This is a genomic window from Sphingomonas sp. BL-S-25 (genome assembly GCF_055521555.1).
Genome location: NZ_CM145486.1, coordinates 2,956,657 through 2,975,101 on the forward strand (window position 1 = coordinate 2,956,657; position 18,445 = coordinate 2,975,101).

Sequence of the window (18,445 nt, forward strand, 5' to 3'; positions counted from 1 at the left end):
CGAAGCCCGAAAAGCGACGGTGCATCGGATTTCCCGAAGCGCTTCCTTCTTCGTCCCGCGCCGAGCAGCGGGCCATCTTCCTACCGCGCGTCGGGCTTGTACCGGCCGAGCGCCGCGTTGAAGGTCTGCTTCAGCACGTCGAGCTTCGCACCCGAGCCTGAAATCTTGGTCGGGGTCGGCTCGCCTGCGGGATAGCGGCGGACCACGCCGATCTCGCAGCTGCGATAGCCCAGCTGGTTGGCGCGGGTGGTCAGGTAGAAGAGCAACTCGTAGCGCATGAAGACGTCGCGGAACGGCGCGACGCGCGGGTCGAGCAGATAGCGGCTGGAATAGCCGCGAAAGCCATTGGTCGTGTCGCTGTAGCGCTTGCCCGCCGCAAGGCTGAGCAGCGGGGCATGGATGCCGCGATTGGCGAGGGTGCGTTCGAGCGGCGTGTTTTCGGCAACGCCGCCGGGCGCGTAGCGCGATCCCTGGACATAGTCGAAGCCAGCGCGAAGCTTCTCGACCATGGTGCGGACCGCCTCGACCCCGTCCTTGCCGTTGCCGTCGATCGTGACGATCCCCTCATAGCCCTGCGCCAGGCACCAGCCATAGGCCATGCGCAACTGTGCACTGAGCTTGCCCGGCCCGGTCTTGGTCAGCAGCGCGCGCACGCCGACGCTGCGCAGGAAGTCGAGGTCGAGCGAGCCATCGGTAGATCCGCCATCGGCGACGACGACATCGACCGGCAGCTGTGCCTCCGCAACGCGGCGAAGCTGCCCGCGGATCCGCTCGCCCTCGTTGATGACGGGGATGACGAGGACGTGATCGTGGCGGCGCTCGGCGAGCACGACCGCGTCATGCGCGGGGATTTGCCAGTCGGCGGGGAAGGCGGTGTCGGTCATTTGCGTTCCATGATGCTGGATAAGGCGTGGCGATGCGTCAAACCGTCACCCCTGCCCTCAAGTGTACAGACCGGAGACATGGTGGACAGGTGTGCGGGGACATGGTGGACACATCGGGCATGGAGGAAAGCCATGCCGTTCAAGGAGTGTTCGCGGATGTCGGAGCGGGAAGAGTTTTGCCGCTTGGCTGGTTTGGCTGGCAGTAATCGGCGTGAGTTATGCCGCCGGTTCGGGATCAGCCCGAGCGTTGGCTACAAGTGGCTTGGACGCTATCGGGTTGAAGGAGCAGCGGGTCTTTCGGATCGGTCTCGCTGCCCGACGAGGAGTCCGAACCGGACATCGAAGGATCTGGAGGCGCAGGTCCTGGCGGTGCGAGCCGAGCATCCGAAGTGGGGTGGTCGCAAGATCAGGCGTGTCTTGCAGGATGACGGTGTCGCCGAGGTGCCCTCTGCCTCGACGATCACGGACATCCTGCGTCGCCATGGCCGTCTCGATGGGCCAGGAGCCGGGGATGTCCGTCACTGGACGCGCTTCGAGCATGCCGAACCGAACGATCTGTGGCAGATGGATTTCAAGGGTCATTTCGCGATGCGCGAGGGTCGCTGCCATCCGTTGACAGTGCTCGACGACCACTCCCGCTACTCGCTGACGATCGGTGCGTGCGACAATGAGCGGACGGCGACGGTGCAGGCTCATCTGACGAGGCTGTTCGAACGCCATGGCCTGCCGCGACGCATCCTGACCGACAATGGTTCGCCTTGGGGAACGGCGGGAAGCAGCGAGCGTCATACAGTTCTCACCGTCTGGCTCATGGACCTTGGCATGGTGGTGACGCATGGCCGGCCTTACCATCCGCAGACGCAGGGCAAGGACGAACGCTTCCATCGGACACTCAAGGGCGAAGTGCTGGACGGGCGCATCTTCGAGACCCTGGCCGAGGCGCAGAAGGCGTTCGACGCCTGGCGTCACGTCTACAACACCAGGCGACCGCATGAGGCGCTTGGTCTGCAAACCCCGGCCGCGCGCTACCGCCCAAGTCCCCGCTCGATGCCGGGCCGCATCGTTCCGCCGGAATATGAGCCCCAGGCCCATGTCCGCAAGGTACGCGGAAACGGCGCTGTTAGCTTCAAGGGACGCAATCTGAGCACCTGCAAGGCCTTCGCCGGCCGGTATGTCGCCTTACGCGCGACCGAAACCGATGGTGTCTTCGACCTATGCTATCGCCACCACCAACTAGCGCAGATCGATCTGCGCTAGTTGGCGGTATATCCGTCCACCATGTCCCCGCACACCTGTTCGCCTTGTCTCCAGTCTAAACACTGCAATGCCGGGGTCCACGGCGCGGCACATCCCGGTGAGGTTGCACGATGCGGATCGCACCGGGTGACCGTTTGCGCCATCGCATGTCCTGGATGGAGGATGGGTAGACGGCGGAGGGCCGCCGTCTCTGCGCCTCAGCGCCTCTGCGCGAATTCTACGACCCCACCCCCGAACGCTGCCGCCTCACTTCAGCCACTGCGCCAGCCGCCAGCAGTCGCCGACGCGGTTGAAGACATAGGCGCGCGGCTTGCCGGTGTGGCGGATCAGCGTCCTGCCATCGCCTTCGCCCTCATCCTTGAACAGGCCGGGCCGATACTCGATCCGCCCCGCGCCGCCCGGCAGCTCGCTGATGTCGATCGAGAATTCGGTGAAGGGGGTCTGGTCCTTTTCCCAGCGCAGGACCGACGCCCGGTCGGCCCACGCATAGTCGACCGTCGTGATCTCGAACGCCTCCGGATTTGCGGGGCGAGTGGCGCCGGCGCGCGACGGCGCGGCGAAGCTGCGCTCCTCGATCGTCGCGGGCGTGTATCTCTTGCGCACATCGGCAGACGCGATGAATTCCTGGACGAAGCTGTCGAAGTCGCCGCCGGGACAGCTGCCCTGCGCATTTGCCGCATGCGTGCCGGCCATCACCGCGTCCGGAACGGGCGTCGTCATCGGGGTCAGGCCGGTTGCGGCCAGCAGGGCCAAGGCAAGCGTGATCATCGGGCGGGAACTCTCTGCTGCATTATCGGTAATGCTTTGCGGTCGAATTGAACGGTGTCAATATCCGGTCGATCGGCCGAGAACGGCTTCCCGCCGCCGAAGGTTCCGACCCGTTGGACAGGAGTAGAACATGAACCTGATCGCGATCCTCTTGACGCAGATGGCGGCAGCGATGCCGATCGCCGAGGCGCCCGCCCCGGCTCCGATCGCTCCGCAGGCCGCGGCGCCGGCGATCGAGCGCTATGTCGGTAAATATCCGTTCGACAAGGTCGACGGCGTCGCGTTCCTCGATCACCCGAAGGTGCGCGCTGCGGTCGAGGCCGTGGTGAAGGATGCCGAGGTCCGCAAATGGGTGCTGCAGGCGAATGACAGCCCGTCGCCCGCAATCTATCGCCTGGGGGCGGAGATCGTCGCGGTCGGATGCCAGGCCCATGCCTGTGACGCGCGCAACTGGGCGATCCTGGTCGATCCGGGCCGGATGTCGGCGCGCGTCTGCTATTTCAATGGCACGACCGCGCGGTGGTTCCCGGCGATCGGCCGGCCGCTGAACGGTGTCGACGAATGTCCGTTTGATCCGCCCAAGGGCAAGTGACCGAGCGGCGCTGCTGCTGAAGGGGATGGTCCCGGACGCCGACTGGGTGCTGGCAGGCGACGCCCGGGTGAGATCCAGATAGCGCGGGCATGTTTCGCCCAAAGCGCGATTTGGTAAGCTTTTGTTGCTGGCGGGCGCTTTGCCCGTCAGCGCGAGGCGGAGGATGCCGCTTCTGGCGCCGTGCAGGTGCCGCGGCTGCGGGTGATGCGCCAGTTGGTGATGTGCGCGATCGCCACCGCGATGCTGCCCGCGACCGTCAGCACCGTCTCGCCGCGCGGCGTGACCGGCCCGGCATAGCCGAGCGCCATCAGCGACAGTCCCGAGATCGCCAGCCCCAGCACGATGCTGCGCCCGTGCCGCCGATGCCCCGATCGCAGCGCGAGCAGGCTGACCGGAACGGCTGCCGCCAGCACGAAGCCGTGAAAGCTTTCCGGCAAATGCAGCACCGCGCCCAGCACCGGCAGCGCGGCGAGCAGCAGCGGCAGGGCGAGGCAATGGATCAGGCAGGTCAGCGACAGCGCGGTCGCGACGCCGTCCAGCCAGGATTGTCGAACCATGATGTCCAGTCGGGCAGGCGAGGGAAAGGCAGGGCGAGCTGCGAATATGATACATTATATCATGGTTTCAAGGGGCGCATGGCGAAGATCGCCTTGTCGCCGGCCGTATCAGTCGAGCAGCGCCCGGTAACGGCCGTTCAGCCGGATCGCCCGTTCGGCATCCTGGCGCGCACCCTCGGCATCGCCCTGCTCGCGCCGCAACAGGCTGCGCGCATACCAGCCGCGTGCGGTGCGCGGCGCCAGCCGGATCGCCTCGTCCAGGTCGGCGCGGGCGCGCCCCGGGTTGCCGCTGCGCCAATGCGCCAGCCCGCGATTGAGCCAGGCGAGCGGATTGCGCGAATCGCGCGCGATCGCCCGGTCGAACGCGGCGATCGCCTGGCGCCACTCGCCCTGCCATGCGCGCCTCAGGCCCTCGGCCAGCGCGGCGCCTGCCTCTCCCTTTGCCCCGCCGGCGTCTGCGTCGATCGCGCGGCGGCAAATCGGCAGGCTGCGCGCAGGGTCGTCGACCGTGCAGGCATTCCAGTCGCCCCGCCGCGTTGCGGGTGTGGGGGCAATGTCTTCGACGGTGAGCGCGGTGACGCTGCTCACTGCATTTGGGGACATTTCCTCGCGTCCGCGCGCCACGCGCTGGCCGGTGACGACGATTTCCTGTGCGCTGTCGGCGTTGGGCGCCGCCGACATACGTGCATCGTTTGCCGGCATGGGGCGCGATGGTGCGCGACGAGCCAAGGCCCGGGGATCAGGCTGAGGCTCGGCGACCGGCCCTGTCTCGGGCGGGGGCATCGGGACGGCGGCGGGCGGCACGGTCGCTTCCTCGCGCGTCGGTGGTGGCGGGGGCGCGAGCCTGGCGACGCTCGGCGGTGCCGCGGTCTTCTGCTCGGGCCGAGCCATCGGCGCGTCGGCGGTTCGCGGGGCGGGGCGAGGCTGCGGCGCGGCCGGGGCGGCCGGTGGCACGGGGGCAGGGGCGCGGTTCGCCGCGACCTGCTCCGCCACTTCGTCGCGCGGGGCCATCAGCGTCACCGGAATCCCGACCATCGCCACCAGCAGGATCGATGCCGCAACGCCTGCCTGCGGCCCGCTCAGCCGCCACCAGGGGCGATCGTCATTGGCGGGCCGTGCCGTCTCAGCGGGCGCGGTATCCGGCTCAGCCTGCCCGTCGAACCGCCGCATCGCCGCCGCCAGCGCAGCCTCGCGCCGCTCCGCCCGCGGCTCGGGCGGCTGCGGCAACAGCGTGCCGAGATCCTCGTCACCGGCCATCAGATGCCCCTATCGGCAGCCGCAGCCTGACCCCAAACACCCCGTCACCCCGGCCGAAGTGCCGGGGTCCACTTGTCCTCCATCCTGCGCTCTCGGCAGATGCGTGGCGTTTGCCCAGTAGCGCCGCCCGACCAAAGCGTGCCGTCCCACCTGCGGCTCCAGGATGCGCCTCCCGGTGGACCCCGGCACTTCGGCCGGGGTGACGGGTGGTGGGGGGCGTCGTAGTCCGCCCCTTGGACGTCGCCGCACTTGGGGGGGGCATGGCCTGGCCCCAGTTCTCAGCGTCACCCCGGCCGAAGTGCCGGGGTCCACTCGTCCTCCATCCAGCGCTCTCGGTAGACCCGTGGAATTTGCCCAGTAGCGCCGCCCGACCAAAGCGTGCCGTCCGACCTGCGGCTCCGGGACGCGCTTCCCGGTGGACCCCGGCACTGCGGCCGGGGTGACGGGTAAGGCGCGTCGCAACCCGCACCGCTTCCGCCGCTCCCGCGGGCGCAGCGATGCGGCGCGCGGGGGAGGGGAAAAGGCGGCGTATGGACATTGGAGCGAACCTATAGCTGCATTTGCCGACCCGTCTAAGGCATGATGTGCCAGGCGAAGCGCGGGCCGAAACAGGACCGCCGCGCGCAACACGCAACGCGCGCGCGGCGGTCCCGCCCCGGCTCACCCCCCCCGCCGGAGTTCAGCGCGCGGCCAGCGACCGCGCGGTCTTGGCCGTGCGCACCAGATCGACAAAGCCCGCGCGATAGCCGAACGGATCGTCGCCGCGCGCCGCCAGCGCCATCGCGATGACGTCGTCATAGCTGAGTGCGCCGCTATGCTTGCCCCCGCGCAGCAGCTCGGCAAAGCCGGCCACCGCGGTGGCGAACCGTGCCTCGCGCGGCGCGTCCTGGAACCGGGCGACCGCGCTGCGTGCCTCGATCGGGGTCGAGATCAGCCGGCTGGTGTCCGACTTGGGCAGCTTGTAGCGGATCTTCACATAGCCCAGCTCGCCGTCGCGAGACGCGGGCGCCGCGACCTCGCCGGCATAGCGCAACGTCCCGTTGGCCAGCGGCCCGCCGACCGGCACGATCTCGTAGATCGCGGTCACGCTCTGGCCCGATCCGACCTCGCCGGCATCGACCTTGTCATTGTCGAAATCCTCGCGGTTCAGCGCGCGGGTCTCGTACCCGATCAGGCGATATTCGGCGACGCGGGCGGGGTTGAACTCGACCTGGATCTTCACGTCCTTGGCGATCGGGAACAGGGTCGAGCTGGCTTCCTCGACCAGCGTCTTCCGCGCCTCGGCGATCGTGTCGATATAGGCGGCGGTGCCATTGCCGTTCTGCGCCAGCGCCTGCATCAGCGCGTCGTTGTAATTGCCCATGCCGAAGCCGAGCACCGACAGGAAGATGCCCTTGGTCCGCTCGCGCTCGATCACGCCCTTCAGCTCGTCGGTATTGCGCACGCCGATGTTGAAGTCGCCATCGGTGGCCAGCATCACCCGGTTGACGCTGTCCGCGGCGAAATTCTGCTCGGCAAGCGCATAGGCCTGGCGGATGCCCTCGGCCCCCGCCGTGCCGCCGCCCGCGCCCAGCCGGTCGATCGCTGCGCGAATCTTGGCCTTCTCGTTGCCGCGCGTCGGCTCCAGCACGGTGCCGGCCAACCCGGCATAGGCGACGATCGCCACACTGTCGCGCGCGTCCAGCGTCTCGAGCAACAGGCCCAGCGACTGCTTGACCAGCGGCAGCTTGTTCGGCTCGTCCATCGATCCCGACGTGTCGATCAGGAACACAAGGTTCGCGGGCGGACGCGTGGCGCGCTGGACCTCATGCCCTTTGATCGCAATCCGCACCATCTGGCGGCCGGGCGTGAACGGGCTGGGGTAGAGCGCGATGTCGGTCGCGAAGGGCTGCGCCGTGCTGCGCGGCGCGGCATAGTCATAGGGGAAATAATTGACCATCTCCTCGGTCCGCACCGCCGCCGGCTGGGGCAGGACGTTGCGCGACAGCGAGGCGCGGACGAAGCTGTAGGCGGCGGTGTCGACATCGATCGAGAAGGTCGACACCGGATCCTGCTTCGCCACCTTGAACGGGTTCTCGGAAAAGGCGGTGAATTGGTCGCGGCCTTCGTCGCGATAATAGGGCGGCAGGCGGCGGTCGGGCATATAGGCCGACCGCACCGACGGCGCCATCATCACCGGCGCGCGCATGCGCCCTACCGGCGCGGCCTTGCCCCCGACGCTGGTGCCGGTAACCACGACCTCCTCCGTTGCCAGAGCCTCGACGGTTTGGACGGTGATGCTGCTCGACCGAACCGGCGCGGCCGATTCCGAGCTCGGATGACGGATCCCGGTCACGACGATATCGCTCGGCGGCTCGGCTTCGGTTGCCGCAATCTGCGGCGCAGCACTGGGCTCCGCGACGACGACCGGCGCGGGGGTTTCGGTCGAGGCGACCCGCGTATCGCGGCCGCTTTCGGCACAGGCGGCGAGCGCTGCGAGGGCGACGCCGGTGACGAGAATCTGGTGAAGGCGGGGCATGATCTTCTCCCTTGAATCCGGCGGTCCACATATCCGCCACATCCTTCGACGCGGGTCCGGGGAAGATCCTTGGGTGGGTGGTGAAATTTTTTTGGATCGCACGGTGGGGCCGTGGCTCACCTCTGCCGAAAGCTACGCCAAGCCAATGATTTAAAAAGGAAAATCCTCTCCCGGAGGGAGAGGGGGACCGCGAAGCGGTGGAGAGGGGGTGTCCAGGAAAGGCGCGTCCCGTGTGGGGCTATTCCCTCTCCACCATGCTGCGCATGGTCCCCCTCTCCCTCCGGGAGAGGAATAATTTGATCATCAAATGACGCTTGAACTCGCACCATATGACGCGCATATTGGCTCCGAAAGGAAGCCGCCATGGCCGAACTCGCTGCCCTTCCTACCGCACTGCCGCCCCTCCCGGGGGAGGTGCAGAGCTTTGCCCGCGCCGAAGACCGCGCGCGGCTGTCGGGGGTGGCGCTGAAGGCCTATCGTGCGCTCGCGCGGCATTGGGGGCTGTCCAATGGCGAGGCGGCGGCGCTGCTGGGGGTGAGCGACAGCAGCTGGGACCGGATCAAGCGCGGCGCGAAGGAACAGCCATTGTCTCAGGACCAGCTGACCCGCGCCTCCGCCGCGATCGGCGTGTACAAGGGGCTGCACCTGCTGTTCGCCGATGCCATGGCCGATCGCTGGCCCAAGCTGCCCAATCGCGGGCCGCTGTTCCGCCATCGCAGCCCGGTCGAGGCGATGATCGAGGGCGGCATCCCGGTGATGCTGGAGACGCGGCGCCATGTCGATGCGGTCCGCGGCGGGCTCTGACTCGGTGGCCGAGGCGCTGACGATCACGCGCGAGGCGCTGCCGCGCACGGTGCGGCTGGTGTCGACCGCGCGGCTGCGCGAGACGGTGCTGCTGGGGCTGGCCGATGCCGAGGACCAGGCCGCGCTGGCCGAGATCGAGGGCGCGACGAGCAGCCGGCTGATGGCGCAGGCGCGCGGCAGCGGCGATGTCGCCTCGCACGAGCTGGTCTATGGCGTGCCCGGCGCGGTCTTCATCAACGCCGCCTTCGCCTATGCCCGGCCGCGCGCGCCGAACCGCTTCAACGGGGCGGACCGCGGCGCCTGGTATGCCGCGCTGGCGGTCGAGACCTGCCTGGCGGAGGTCGGCTATCACCTCACCGCCTTCCTGGCCGATACCGGCGTGTTCGAGGCGGTGGTCGATTATGCGGAGCTGTTCGCGAGCTTCGCCGGCGAGTTCGTCGACCTGCGCCAGGATCCGGATCACCCGTCGCTCCATCCCGATCCGCGGCTCGGCTATCCCGCGGGCAATGCGCTGGCCGATGCGGCTCGGGCGCGCGGGCTGAACGGCATCCTCTACCCCTCGGTCCGCGCGGCCGGCGGCACCTGCATCGCGGCCCTGTTTCCGCATGCGGTCCAATCGGTGGCGCAGGGTGACGTCCACCGCATGACCTGGGCCGGGTCGCCCGAGCCGAAGGTGGAGCGGATCGTCGGGTGAGGGCGTCGAGCATGGTTGTCACCCGCGCCTGCCCGCGGGTACAGCCTGCGGCGTGACAGACGCATCCGATTCCCGCCCTGGTCCCCTTCGCACCGGGCGAGGCCGCCGATGAAGCGCAGCTATTGGCGCGCGGCGCGGGCGGACAAGGCAAGCGTGATCGTCGACGCCGAGGATTATTTCCGCCTGGCGCGCGCGGCGATGCTGAAGGCGCGGCGGCGGATCATGCTGATCGGCTGGGACTTCGACGCCCGGATCGAACTGGTGCGCGGCGAGGGGCCGGAGCCCGATGACGGCGAGGCGTCGGGCGCCCCGACCAGCGTCGGCGACCTGATCTACTGGCTGGTCGAGCGCAATCCCGATCTCGACGTCTATCTGCTGCGCTGGGACCTGGGCGCGCTCAAGTCGCTGTTCCGCGGCAAGACCATCCTTACCGTCGCCAAATGGGCCGCGCATCCGCGCATCCATGTCATGCTGGACGGGCACCATCCGCCCGCCGCCTCGCATCACCAGAAGATCGTGGTGATCGACGACAGCTTCGCCTTTTGCGGCGGGATCGACATGACCGCCGATCGCTGGGATACGCGCGCCCACCGCGACGACGAGCCCGATCGGGTGCGTCCAGGCGGCGCCCCGTCCGATCCGTGGCACGACGCGAGCACCGCGCTGCAGGGACCGGCGGCAGCGGCGCTGGGCCGCCATGCCCGCGACCGGTGGAAGCGGGCGGGGGGCGAGGGCCTGAAGGCGATCCGCGCCAAGCATGAATGCTGGCCCGACGACCTGCCGGTGCAGTTCGAGGATGTCGAGGTCACCATCTCGCGCACCGCGCCGAAGATGGACGATCAGCGCGAGGTGACCGAGATCGAGGCGCTGTACCTCGAACAGATCGCCCGGGCGAAGCGGTGGATCTATGCCGAGAGCCAGTATTTCGCCTCGCGCCGCATCGCCGAGGCGATCGCGCGGCGGCTGGACGAGCCTGACGGGCCGGAGATCGTGCTGATCAACCCGGAAACGGCCGAGGGCTGGCTGGAGCCGCTGGCGATGGACACGGCGCGCGCGCGGCTGGTCCAGGCGCTGCGCACGCGCGACGTGCACGACCGGCTGCGCCTCTATCACCCCTATACGCGCGACGGCACGCCCATCTATGTCCATGCCAAGATCATGATCGTCGACGACATGATCCTGCGCGTCGGATCGTCGAACATGAACAACCGCTCGATGCGGCTGGACACCGAATGCGACGTCGCGATCGACTGCAGCGCGCCGGCCAATGCCGATTGCAGCGCCGCGATCGCGATGGTCCGAAACGACCTGATCGCCGAGCATCTGGGCGTGACCGCGGCGGCGGTGGCCAAGGCGATCGAGGCGAAGGGCTCGCTGATCGCCGCGATCGAGAGCCTGCGCTTCTCGGGCAGAAAGAACGCCAAGGACCGTCGCTGCACATTGCGCGACTATGAGGTGCCCGACATGAGCTCGGTCGAGGAATGGCTGGCCGACCACCAGATCCTCGACCCCGAAGGCCCCGAGGAGATGTTCGAGGCGCTCGACGAACGCGGGCTGTTCCGCAACCTGAAGCTGTGGCGCGCGGAATAAGGCATATGGCGCGATAGCGCAGGATCTACGTCATCTTTGCACCGGGTCTTCGTGGCTTCGTGTCTTCGTGTGAGCATCCCTTCGCCGAGGCGCGCCGGCAGGCCGGGTTAGGGGATCACACGAAGCCACGAAGTTACGAAGAGAAGGGGGTCCCTTCTTCACGACCTTTGTGGCTTTGTGTCTTTGTGCGAGCAAAATCTCGCACGAGCCTTTCCGGGCGGGCGGGCAAAAATCTCGCACAAAGACACAAAGGCACAAAGAGAAAAGGTAATTCGGCTCAGCCGGGCCCGGCTCGTCTCCCGGCCGTGAGGCGGTGGACCTTCGCTTGCCCCGCCCCTTCGGCGCTGCCACCCTCGCGCCCATGACCGACTCCGCCACCCAGCGCATCGCCACCTGTCGTTGCGGACAGTTCAGGGCCACCTGCACCGGCGAGCCCGTGCGGATCTCGGTCTGCCACTGCCTGAACTGCCAGCGGCGCAGCGGCAGTTCGTTCGCGGCGCAGGCGCGCTGGCCGGACGCGCAGGTGGTGCTGTCGGGCGAGTCCCGGGCCTGGACGACGACCGGCGACAGCGGGACGCCGGCGACCTTCCGCTTCTGTCCCGACTGCGGCTCGACCGTCGTCTATGCCAGTGAGGGCATGCCCGGCCTGACCGCAGTCGCGATCGGCGCCTTTGCCGACCCCGATTTCCCCGCCCCGCAATACTCGGTCTACGAGAGCCGCAGCCACAGCTGGGTCACGATCGCCGCCGAGGGGGCCGAGCATTATGACTAGGCGCGCAACCTAGCGCCTACAGACGAACCCCTCCGCCTTCTCCGACCCCTCGCCCGGCGCGACCGGGCGGGCGACCAGCGGGTAGGGGCATAGCGGGCGGGTGCGGCCGGGCCAGGGTGAGGCGGGGCCGGCGGTTGCCACGATCCGCTCGGGCGCCTGGCCCTGTTCGACCCAGCGGACCAAAGCGTCGAGCGCGTTGAACTGGTCGGTCGCCGGGCCGCCGGCGCAGTGGCCCATGCCGGGCACCGGGAACAGGCGGACGAAGGACGCGGCACGGCCGCCGCTGCGCGCATCGACCTCACCCCACCAGGCGATGGTGTCGTTGATCGAGAAGACCGGGTCGGACACGCCCTGCGGCACGATCATCTTCCCGCCATGCGCCTGGAAGCGCCGCATGTCGGGCGAGCGCATGCCGATATCGTCCCAGGCCGAGCGCGGGAATCCCGGGCCGGTCGCGAAGATCGCCTTCGCATCGCGGTCGAAGTCATAGCCGATCTGATAGTCGAACCCGCCCTGCGGCCCCGGAGGCAGCAGCCGCGGCGGGGTCGAGAAGATCGTCGCCAGCGACGCGGCGCCCATCGCGACGTTGATCGCCGGCGCCGCGGGCCGGCCGCCCTGCGCCGGAAAGCCGATCTTCCAGATGCGCCAGCCCGCATCGGCCAGGCCGCTGTCCCAGGGGAAGCTGGCATAGAGCGGCTCGCCCTTGCTGGTGCGCGCCCCGCCGAACGAGGTTTCGAGCGCGCCGATCTGCGCAGCGCTCAGGCAGCCGGCGGTCTTGCCCGCTTTGCACTGGCGCGCCGCGAATTGCGGGCGCACCCTGGCCGTGGTGCATTGGGCGAAGGCGCCGACGATGCCGTCCTTCAGCCCGTCATCGGCGTCGCACGCCGCCAGCACCGCGTCGCGCGCAAGGCCAAGGTCGGCGTCGGTGAAGCTGTCCGCCAGCCGCTCGAAGGACATCGGCGCGCCGCCCGCCGGGCGCACCACCGCGGCGAAGGTGCGCGTGTCCCACGCCTCCTGCACCGCCGCCTTGGGCAGCGAGAAGCCGGGCGCGGCGGCGACGATCCCGTCGAACGCTTCCGGATAGCGCTGGGCAAAGGCCATGCCCTCCTGGCCGCCCTTGGAACAGCCGACGAAATAGGAATGCGCCGGATCGCCGCCATAGAAGCGGGTCAGGATCGTGCGTGCCGCGTCATAGCTGCGCTTCAGCGACGCATGGCCGTAATCGGCGCGCGCCTGCGCATCGAAGCCGAAGGCGACCGCGCCGCCCTTCGCCGGATCGGCGTTGATCGCGTTGGAATGGCCCGAATCCTGGCTGATGACGGCAAAGCCCTGCGCCAGCGCAGGCGGCGCGCCGGGCGCGACCATGCCCAATGCATTGCCGATCTCGCCATTGGTGCCGCCGCCGCCCTGGAACAGGAAGCATCGGTTCCAGTCGGCGGGAAGCCGCATCTTGAAGCGGATCGCATAGCTCTGGCCGTCCTGCCCGGTGCGTTCGGCCAGGATCCCGTCGACCTCGCAATGCGCGGGCAGCGGCGGGCTCTTGCCCCCGAAGCCGGCATCGACCGTCGCGCCCGCCGCGACCGGCTTTGCCGACAGGATCCGCATCGTCGGATCGGGCCAGCCGATTCCGGCCGCACCCAGCGCGGCGCAGTCGCCCGCCGCGACCGGCGCAGCAGCCGCAGGTCCAGCGCTGCGCGGCGCGGGATCCGGGGCAGGCGTGGCGCAGCTCGACGCCAGCATCAGCGCGGTCAGCGAGGGGCCGAAAAGCCGCTTGGCCATCAGATATGCTCCATCACTATGGCGGACTAGAAATCCAGCCGCGCGCGGACGCCATATTCGCGCGGGGCGCCGTAGAATTCATTGTTGCCGCTCTGGCCGCTGACATAGTCGACATTGGCCAGGTTGGTGCCATAGAGCTCGAACTCGACCTTGCCGGTCCGCGCGGTGATCCGCGCCGACAACAGGCCGCGGCCGTCGATCCGATCGCTGATCGGGGAATAGCCGATATAGGTGAACTGCGGCCCGACATAGGCATAGTTGATCCGCGGCGTGACCTCGACGCCCGCCAGATCGAAGCGATATTGCGCGCCGACATTGAACGTCCATTTGGGCGAGAACAGATTGGGCCCGCCATCGGTGTCGCGGACGAACGGCGTGTAGTTGATGCAGCCGGGCAGGGTGGTCGGCTGGCCCGTCGGGCATTGCGGCACGAAGGTCGCCCCCGGAAAGGCGCGCGACACCGCGCGCTGGTCGACGAACTGGACATTGCCCAGCGCGGAATCGACATAGGCGGCACCGGCATCGAAGGTGAAGCCGCCCAGATGCGCCTGGACCTGCGCCTCGATCCCCTTGATCGTCGCGTCGGCCAGATTGGTCGGGTTCACCTGGCCGGTGGCGGGGTCGAGAATGTCGAACTGGAAGTTGCTATAGTCGTAGTAGAAGGCGCTGAGCTGGGTGCGGACATGGCCGCCGGCCAGGGTCGATTTCCACCCGATCTCGTAATCGATCACCGTTTCGGGGCGGAACGCGTTGGTGGGCGAGGTGAAGCCGCCCGGCTTGTAGCCGCGTGCGACGAAGCCATAGATCAGGTTGTTCGTATCGGGCGTCCAGTTCAGCGACACCTTGCCGGTCGCCCGCCCGTCCTGATGCTCGCCCGACAGGTCCGCGACCGCCAGCCCGCCGGCGGGGAAGCCGGGAATGCCGTTGCCGATCCGGACCGAGCCGGGTCCGTCGACCGAATAATGCGAATAGCGGCCGCCGACATCGAGCGCGAGCTTCGGCGAGAAGCGATAGGTCGCCTGGGCGAAGATGCCGGTGGTCGTCTTCTTCGTCAGGATGTCGATATCGGTCGGAAAGCCGTTCGACCGGCCGGTGATGTCGACATCGATGATGTTGCGCTGGAAATAGCCGCCGACGATCCAGCTGAGCGCGCCGCTGGTGGATGAGATCAGGTTGATCTCCTGCGTCCAGACGCGCTCGCGGACATATTGGTCGGAGGTCTGCACCTGAAGGAAGGCGGCGTCGGCGGGCGAATAGCGCGCCGCGTTGGTCCCGTCGGAATCATAGAGGTTCCAGACACGCTTGTTCTGATAGCCGCTGATCGAGCGCAGCGTGGTCCCGCCGCCAAATTCGTAGCGCAGCTCGAGCGACGCCTGCAGCGCCTTTTCGTCGTTGCGCGTCGGGCTGTCATAATCGATCGTGCGGATGTCGCGCGGGCGATAGGCGGCATAGGCCGAGCCCGCAAAGGGCGCATAGGCATAGCCGCCGGTGCTGCGGTCCGACAGCTCGACCTTCAGCAGCGCGCGGAAAGCGTCGGCGGGTTGCCACAGCGCACCGACGCGCCCCGAGATCTCGTCGAGCCGGCCGGGTTCGTTCCCCAGCGGGCCGATATCGGTGTAGTAGGAATCGCGCTTGCGATAACGCAGCGCCCCGCGCAGCGCGAGCGTGTCGCCGACCGGCAGGTTCAGCGCACCCTCTACGCCAAACGCATTGTAATTGCCCGCGCTTGCCTCGCCATAGCCCTCGACGCTGCCAAGCACGGGATTGCGGCTGTTGATGAAGATCGCGCCGCCGGTCGAGTTGGAGCCGACGAACGTGCCCTGCGGTCCGCGGAAGACCTCGACCGATCCGACGTCGTAAAAGCCGTTGGTCGAGACGATCGGTGGCTGAAACACGCCGTCGACATAGGTCGCGACGCCATTGGCGACCGACGGCGACCCGCTGGCCAGGCCGACGCCGCGGATGTTGACGCTCTGGGTCAGCCCGGCATCGGTGATCGACAGCGCGGGCGCGGCATATTGCAGGTCGTCGAGCCGCTGCACGCCCTTGTCCCGCAACCCGTCGGAATTGAGCACGGTGGCGGCGGCGGCGACGTCCTGTAGCCGTTCCTCGCGCCGCTGCGCGGTGACGACGATCTCGTCGCTTTCGGCTGGAGGGGGTGGGGCGTCCTGGGCGATGGCCGGTGTTGCCAGGGCGGTGCAGCACAGCAGTGCGAGCGTGAACGCGCGATGCGAAACCATCATGTTCTCCCCTCCAAGAGCACAAGGTCGGTTACCGACTCATTGCTATAGGTTATATCTGTTAGAAATCGATTGCAATCCGGGTTGCGGTCGGGCTTCACGACGCTCGGCCCGACCAGATTTGCGCGCCAGCCGCTCAGCGCGGCGACCAGGCCGATGCTGCTTTCTGGAACGCGACCGTCTCCTCGTCGGCGCTCTGGTTGCCCGGCGGGAAATAGCTGAGCTTCACCACCACCGTCCGCGTCCTGGGGTCGACGAAGACATATTGGCCCTGAAGCCCGATCGCCGAATAGGCGCCGTTGCCCAAGGTCCACCATTGCATGCCGTATCCCAGCGGCCCGCGCTCCGCCGGATCGGTCGGCCGCGTCGATTGCGCCACCCATTCGGGCGAGACGATCTGGTGCCCGTTCGCCTTGCCGCCGTTCAGCATCATCAGCCCGAACCGGCCGAAGTCGCGCAGCGTCGCGTTATAGCCCGCGCCGTTGAACTCGCGGCCGACACCCGGCGGGCCGTCCATGATGAAGAAGCCGTCGGACTCCGCGCCCAGCGGTTCCCACAGCCGCTGCGCCGCATAGGCAGCGATCGTGCTGCCGCCGCTGACGCGCTCGATCAGCCAGCCGAGCACGGCGGTGTCGATCGTCTTGTACTGGAACACCGTACCCGGCGCGTGCACCCGCTTCACCGTGCGCGCGGGATCGACGAAGCGCGTGACGTTCTTGACCAGCGCGCCGAGGTGATTGGTCGCGGCGATGCCGGGATTGTCGAAGTCGTAGCGTTCCTCATAATCGACGCCTGACCGCATCTGAAGGATGTGGCGGATCGACACGCCGTCATAGCCCCCGCCCTTGAGTTCGGGGAGATAGGCGGTGATCGGATCGTCGAGCGACCGGATCCGCCCCTCGGCCAGTGCGCAGCCGACCAGGACCGAGGTGATCGACTTGGTCATCGACCAGCCGATGAAGCGGGTACGCCGGTCGCTGTTGTTGCGATAGCTTTCATGGACGACCCGGCCGTCCTTTATGATCATCAGCGCGTTGGTGTAGGTGCGCTCGGCAAAGGCGTCGGCGGCGTAGGTCTTGCCCTTGTAGCGATAGTCGAAATCGAGCGCATGGTCCGCCTCGGGCAACTGCCACACGGGGCCGGAGCGGGCGACGGTCCGGGTGGTGAACAGCGTGTCCATGCTGCGGAAGGTCAGCGCATTCACGTCGCCGTCCAGCATGTGCCAGCGCAGGACCTGCACCGCGGTTGGAACCTCGGACGGCTGGCCGGCGGCGACCTGGGGCGGCAGCGTCTGCTGCGCCTGGGCGGGGATCGCCATCAGCGCCAGCGTGCCGCACAAGCCACGCGAAATCAGGCGCGCGAATCGGGTGCCCATGTCATCCTCTCCCTGCTTTTCTGCGCGCCCATCGCTGGCGTGCTGCTCCGCAGGCTAGATGCCGGCACGCCGCGCCGGAAACTCCCAAACAGGATATGTCGACCGATACTATGGGTTCGCGATCGGGTCGCGGCGAGTTCAGTGCAGCGGGGCTCCGGCCTGGCCGAGGACCGACCGCGCAATCTGTCCGACCAGTTCCGCCTGGCGATGGGTGCCGGTCTTGGCCAGCACATGCTTCAGCTGGATCCGGGCAGTGCCGATGCTGATTCCGCGCTGCGCCGAATAATCCTGCAGCGACGCCCCGGCGGCCAGCGCGGCAGCCAGCGCCGCCTCGGCAGGGGAGAGGCCGAAGAGTTCGGCGATCTCGCGCGTCGCATAGGTCACGCGCCGGTGCGGTTCGGAGAGCAGGACGAGCGCATGGCGCCGGTCCGGGGCAAGCGGTGCGGCGCCGGCCTCCGTCGGTGGCGCGGCGCAGACCAGTGCCTGCAGCGGATCGGCCCGACCCCGGCCGATGACGATCGCCATGCGGTCGGGGGCCGGATCGGTGCGCGCGGTGACCGCGATGATCCGCTCGCCCAGCGCATCGCGTTCGTCGGGGGCGGTCGGGCGCAACATCCCGTCCCGGATCGCCAGATGCCGCGAGCGGGCGATCAGCGCGCGCGCGCTGTCGTCCAGCCAGACGATGCGGCCGTCCGCGTCGCACGCCAGCATCCCGGCGCCGACCCGGTTCAGCGCGGCGCGGCCCGCGTCCCGCTCCGCGGTGATCGCGGCGAATGCCGCGCTCGCCTGCGCCATCTGCTCCAGATGCGGCGCCAGCATGCGCAGGAACCGCTCCTCCTCGATCGAGAAGATCCGGTCGTCGTCGCTGGCACGGTGCAGCATCAGCGTGAGCGCGCTGTCGTCATGCAACGGGATCTCGAGCCCGATCGCCTGCCCCAGCCCGAGCGATGACAGCCGCCGGTGCAATGCCTTCATCTCGATGCATCCCGGCGCGAACATCGTCGCGTCGCGCAGGATCGGGTCGTGGCCGATCGGCAGGGTCAGGCGCAGGTCGGTGCGGGGATTGGCGTCGTTGTTGACCAGCGCATCGTGCTGCTGCGCATGGGCGCTGGAGAAGCTGTCGCGCGCGCACCAGTGCTGGCGCAGCCTGAACCGGTCGCGGCCGAACAGCTGGACGGTCGCGCTGCGCACCGACATTGTGCTGCACAGCTGGTCGAGCACGCCGCGCCAGCGGTCCGGCTGCCGCGTGCAGCCGTACAGATCGAGAAGAAAGTCGCTCGACACCTCAGCCATGTCATCCTCCCCGTCGGCACGCTTGCTCGGCTCGACGACCGCAGGCTACGCTTCCGCATCGGTTC

Annotated in this window: 15 protein-coding genes; 6 read left to right on the forward strand and 9 right to left on the reverse strand. The window is 68.3% G+C overall.

Annotated features, from left to right (window positions below; translation table 11 throughout):
* Window positions 1-80: 80 nt before the first annotated feature.
* Window positions 81-884, reverse strand: a complete 804-nt coding sequence (locus ACZ1H8_RS14225) for a glycosyltransferase family 2 protein (RefSeq protein WP_465177829.1) — start codon at window positions 882-884, stop codon at window positions 81-83.
* A 132-nt stretch (window positions 885-1,016) separates the two neighbouring features.
* Here ACZ1H8_RS14225 and ACZ1H8_RS14230 point away from each other — a divergent pair, with 132 nt between their 5' ends.
* Complete coding sequence (locus ACZ1H8_RS14230; protein ID WP_465177830.1) at window positions 1,017-2,141, forward strand: IS481 family transposase; 1,125 nt, start codon at window positions 1,017-1,019, stop codon at window positions 2,139-2,141.
* A 246-nt stretch (window positions 2,142-2,387) separates the two neighbouring features.
* Here ACZ1H8_RS14230 and ACZ1H8_RS14235 read toward each other — a convergent pair whose 3' ends face one another.
* Window positions 2,388-2,909, reverse strand: coding sequence for a hypothetical protein (locus ACZ1H8_RS14235; protein WP_465177831.1), 522 nt, complete (start codon window positions 2,907-2,909; stop codon window positions 2,388-2,390).
* A 130-nt stretch (window positions 2,910-3,039) separates the two neighbouring features.
* Between ACZ1H8_RS14235 and ACZ1H8_RS14240 the strand changes: the two genes are divergently transcribed.
* The gene (locus ACZ1H8_RS14240) at window positions 3,040-3,501 is read left to right on the forward strand and encodes a hypothetical protein (protein WP_465177832.1); all 462 of its coding nucleotides are present in this window, start codon (window positions 3,040-3,042) and stop codon (window positions 3,499-3,501) included.
* A 146-nt stretch (window positions 3,502-3,647) separates the two neighbouring features.
* On the opposite strand, the gene ACZ1H8_RS14245 is transcribed toward ACZ1H8_RS14240, so the two are convergent.
* From ACZ1H8_RS14245 to ACZ1H8_RS14255, 3 genes are all read right to left on the reverse strand, one after another.
* Window positions 3,648-4,058, reverse strand: a complete 411-nt coding sequence (locus ACZ1H8_RS14245; RefSeq protein WP_465177833.1) for a MerC domain-containing protein — start codon at window positions 4,056-4,058, stop codon at window positions 3,648-3,650.
* Window positions 4,059-4,166: 108 nt separating this feature from the next.
* The gene (locus ACZ1H8_RS14250) at window positions 4,167-5,315 is read right to left on the reverse strand and encodes a tetratricopeptide repeat protein (RefSeq protein ID WP_465177834.1); all 1,149 of its coding nucleotides are present in this window, start codon (window positions 5,313-5,315) and stop codon (window positions 4,167-4,169) included.
* Between the two features lie 679 nt (window positions 5,316-5,994).
* On the reverse strand, window positions 5,995-7,833 hold the full coding sequence (locus ACZ1H8_RS14255) for a vWA domain-containing protein (RefSeq protein ID WP_465177835.1): 1,839 nt from the start codon (window positions 7,831-7,833) through the stop codon (window positions 5,995-5,997).
* A 363-nt stretch (window positions 7,834-8,196) separates the two neighbouring features.
* Between ACZ1H8_RS14255 and ACZ1H8_RS14260 the strand changes: the two genes are divergently transcribed.
* The 4 genes from ACZ1H8_RS14260 (at window position 8,197) to ACZ1H8_RS14275 (ending at window position 11,693) form a co-directional block, all read left to right on the forward strand.
* Complete coding sequence (locus ACZ1H8_RS14260; protein WP_465177836.1) at window positions 8,197-8,637, forward strand: antitoxin Xre-like helix-turn-helix domain-containing protein; 441 nt, start codon at window positions 8,197-8,199, stop codon at window positions 8,635-8,637.
* Window positions 8,609-9,331 carry an RES family NAD+ phosphorylase gene (locus tag ACZ1H8_RS14265; RefSeq protein ID WP_465177837.1) on the forward strand — a complete coding sequence of 241 codons (723 nt, stop codon included), beginning with the start codon at window positions 8,609-8,611 and terminating at the stop codon, window positions 9,329-9,331. The genes ACZ1H8_RS14260 and ACZ1H8_RS14265 overlap by 29 nt, the downstream gene beginning before the upstream one ends.
* 108 nt (window positions 9,332-9,439) lie before the next feature.
* On the forward strand, window positions 9,440-10,921 hold the full coding sequence (locus ACZ1H8_RS14270) for a phospholipase D-like domain-containing protein (RefSeq protein ID WP_465177838.1): 1,482 nt from the start codon (window positions 9,440-9,442) through the stop codon (window positions 10,919-10,921).
* A gap of 361 nt (window positions 10,922-11,282) precedes the next feature.
* Entirely contained in the window at window positions 11,283-11,693 is a 411-nt protein-coding gene (locus ACZ1H8_RS14275; protein WP_465177839.1) for a GFA family protein, read from the forward strand.
* Window positions 11,694-11,702: 9 nt separating this feature from the next.
* Here the strand turns inward: ACZ1H8_RS14275 and ACZ1H8_RS14280 are convergent, their stop codons facing one another.
* From ACZ1H8_RS14280 to ACZ1H8_RS14295, 4 genes are all read right to left on the reverse strand, one after another.
* Window positions 11,703-13,472: a tannase/feruloyl esterase family alpha/beta hydrolase gene (locus ACZ1H8_RS14280; protein WP_465177840.1), complete on the reverse strand. Its 1,770-nt coding sequence runs from the start codon at window positions 13,470-13,472 to the stop codon at window positions 11,703-11,705.
* A 26-nt stretch (window positions 13,473-13,498) separates the two neighbouring features.
* Complete coding sequence (locus ACZ1H8_RS14285; RefSeq protein ID WP_465177841.1) at window positions 13,499-15,715, reverse strand: TonB-dependent receptor; 2,217 nt, start codon at window positions 15,713-15,715, stop codon at window positions 13,499-13,501.
* Between the two features lie 133 nt (window positions 15,716-15,848).
* Window positions 15,849-17,087 carry a serine hydrolase domain-containing protein gene (locus ACZ1H8_RS14290; protein WP_465177842.1) on the reverse strand — a complete coding sequence of 413 codons (1,239 nt, stop codon included), beginning with the start codon at window positions 17,085-17,087 and terminating at the stop codon, window positions 15,849-15,851.
* Between the two features lie 138 nt (window positions 17,088-17,225).
* Window positions 17,226-18,380 (reverse strand): helix-turn-helix transcriptional regulator, encoded by a 1,155-nt coding sequence (locus ACZ1H8_RS14295; protein ID WP_465177843.1) that lies wholly within the window; start codon window positions 18,378-18,380, stop codon window positions 17,226-17,228.
* Window positions 18,381-18,445: the final 65 nt, after the last annotated feature.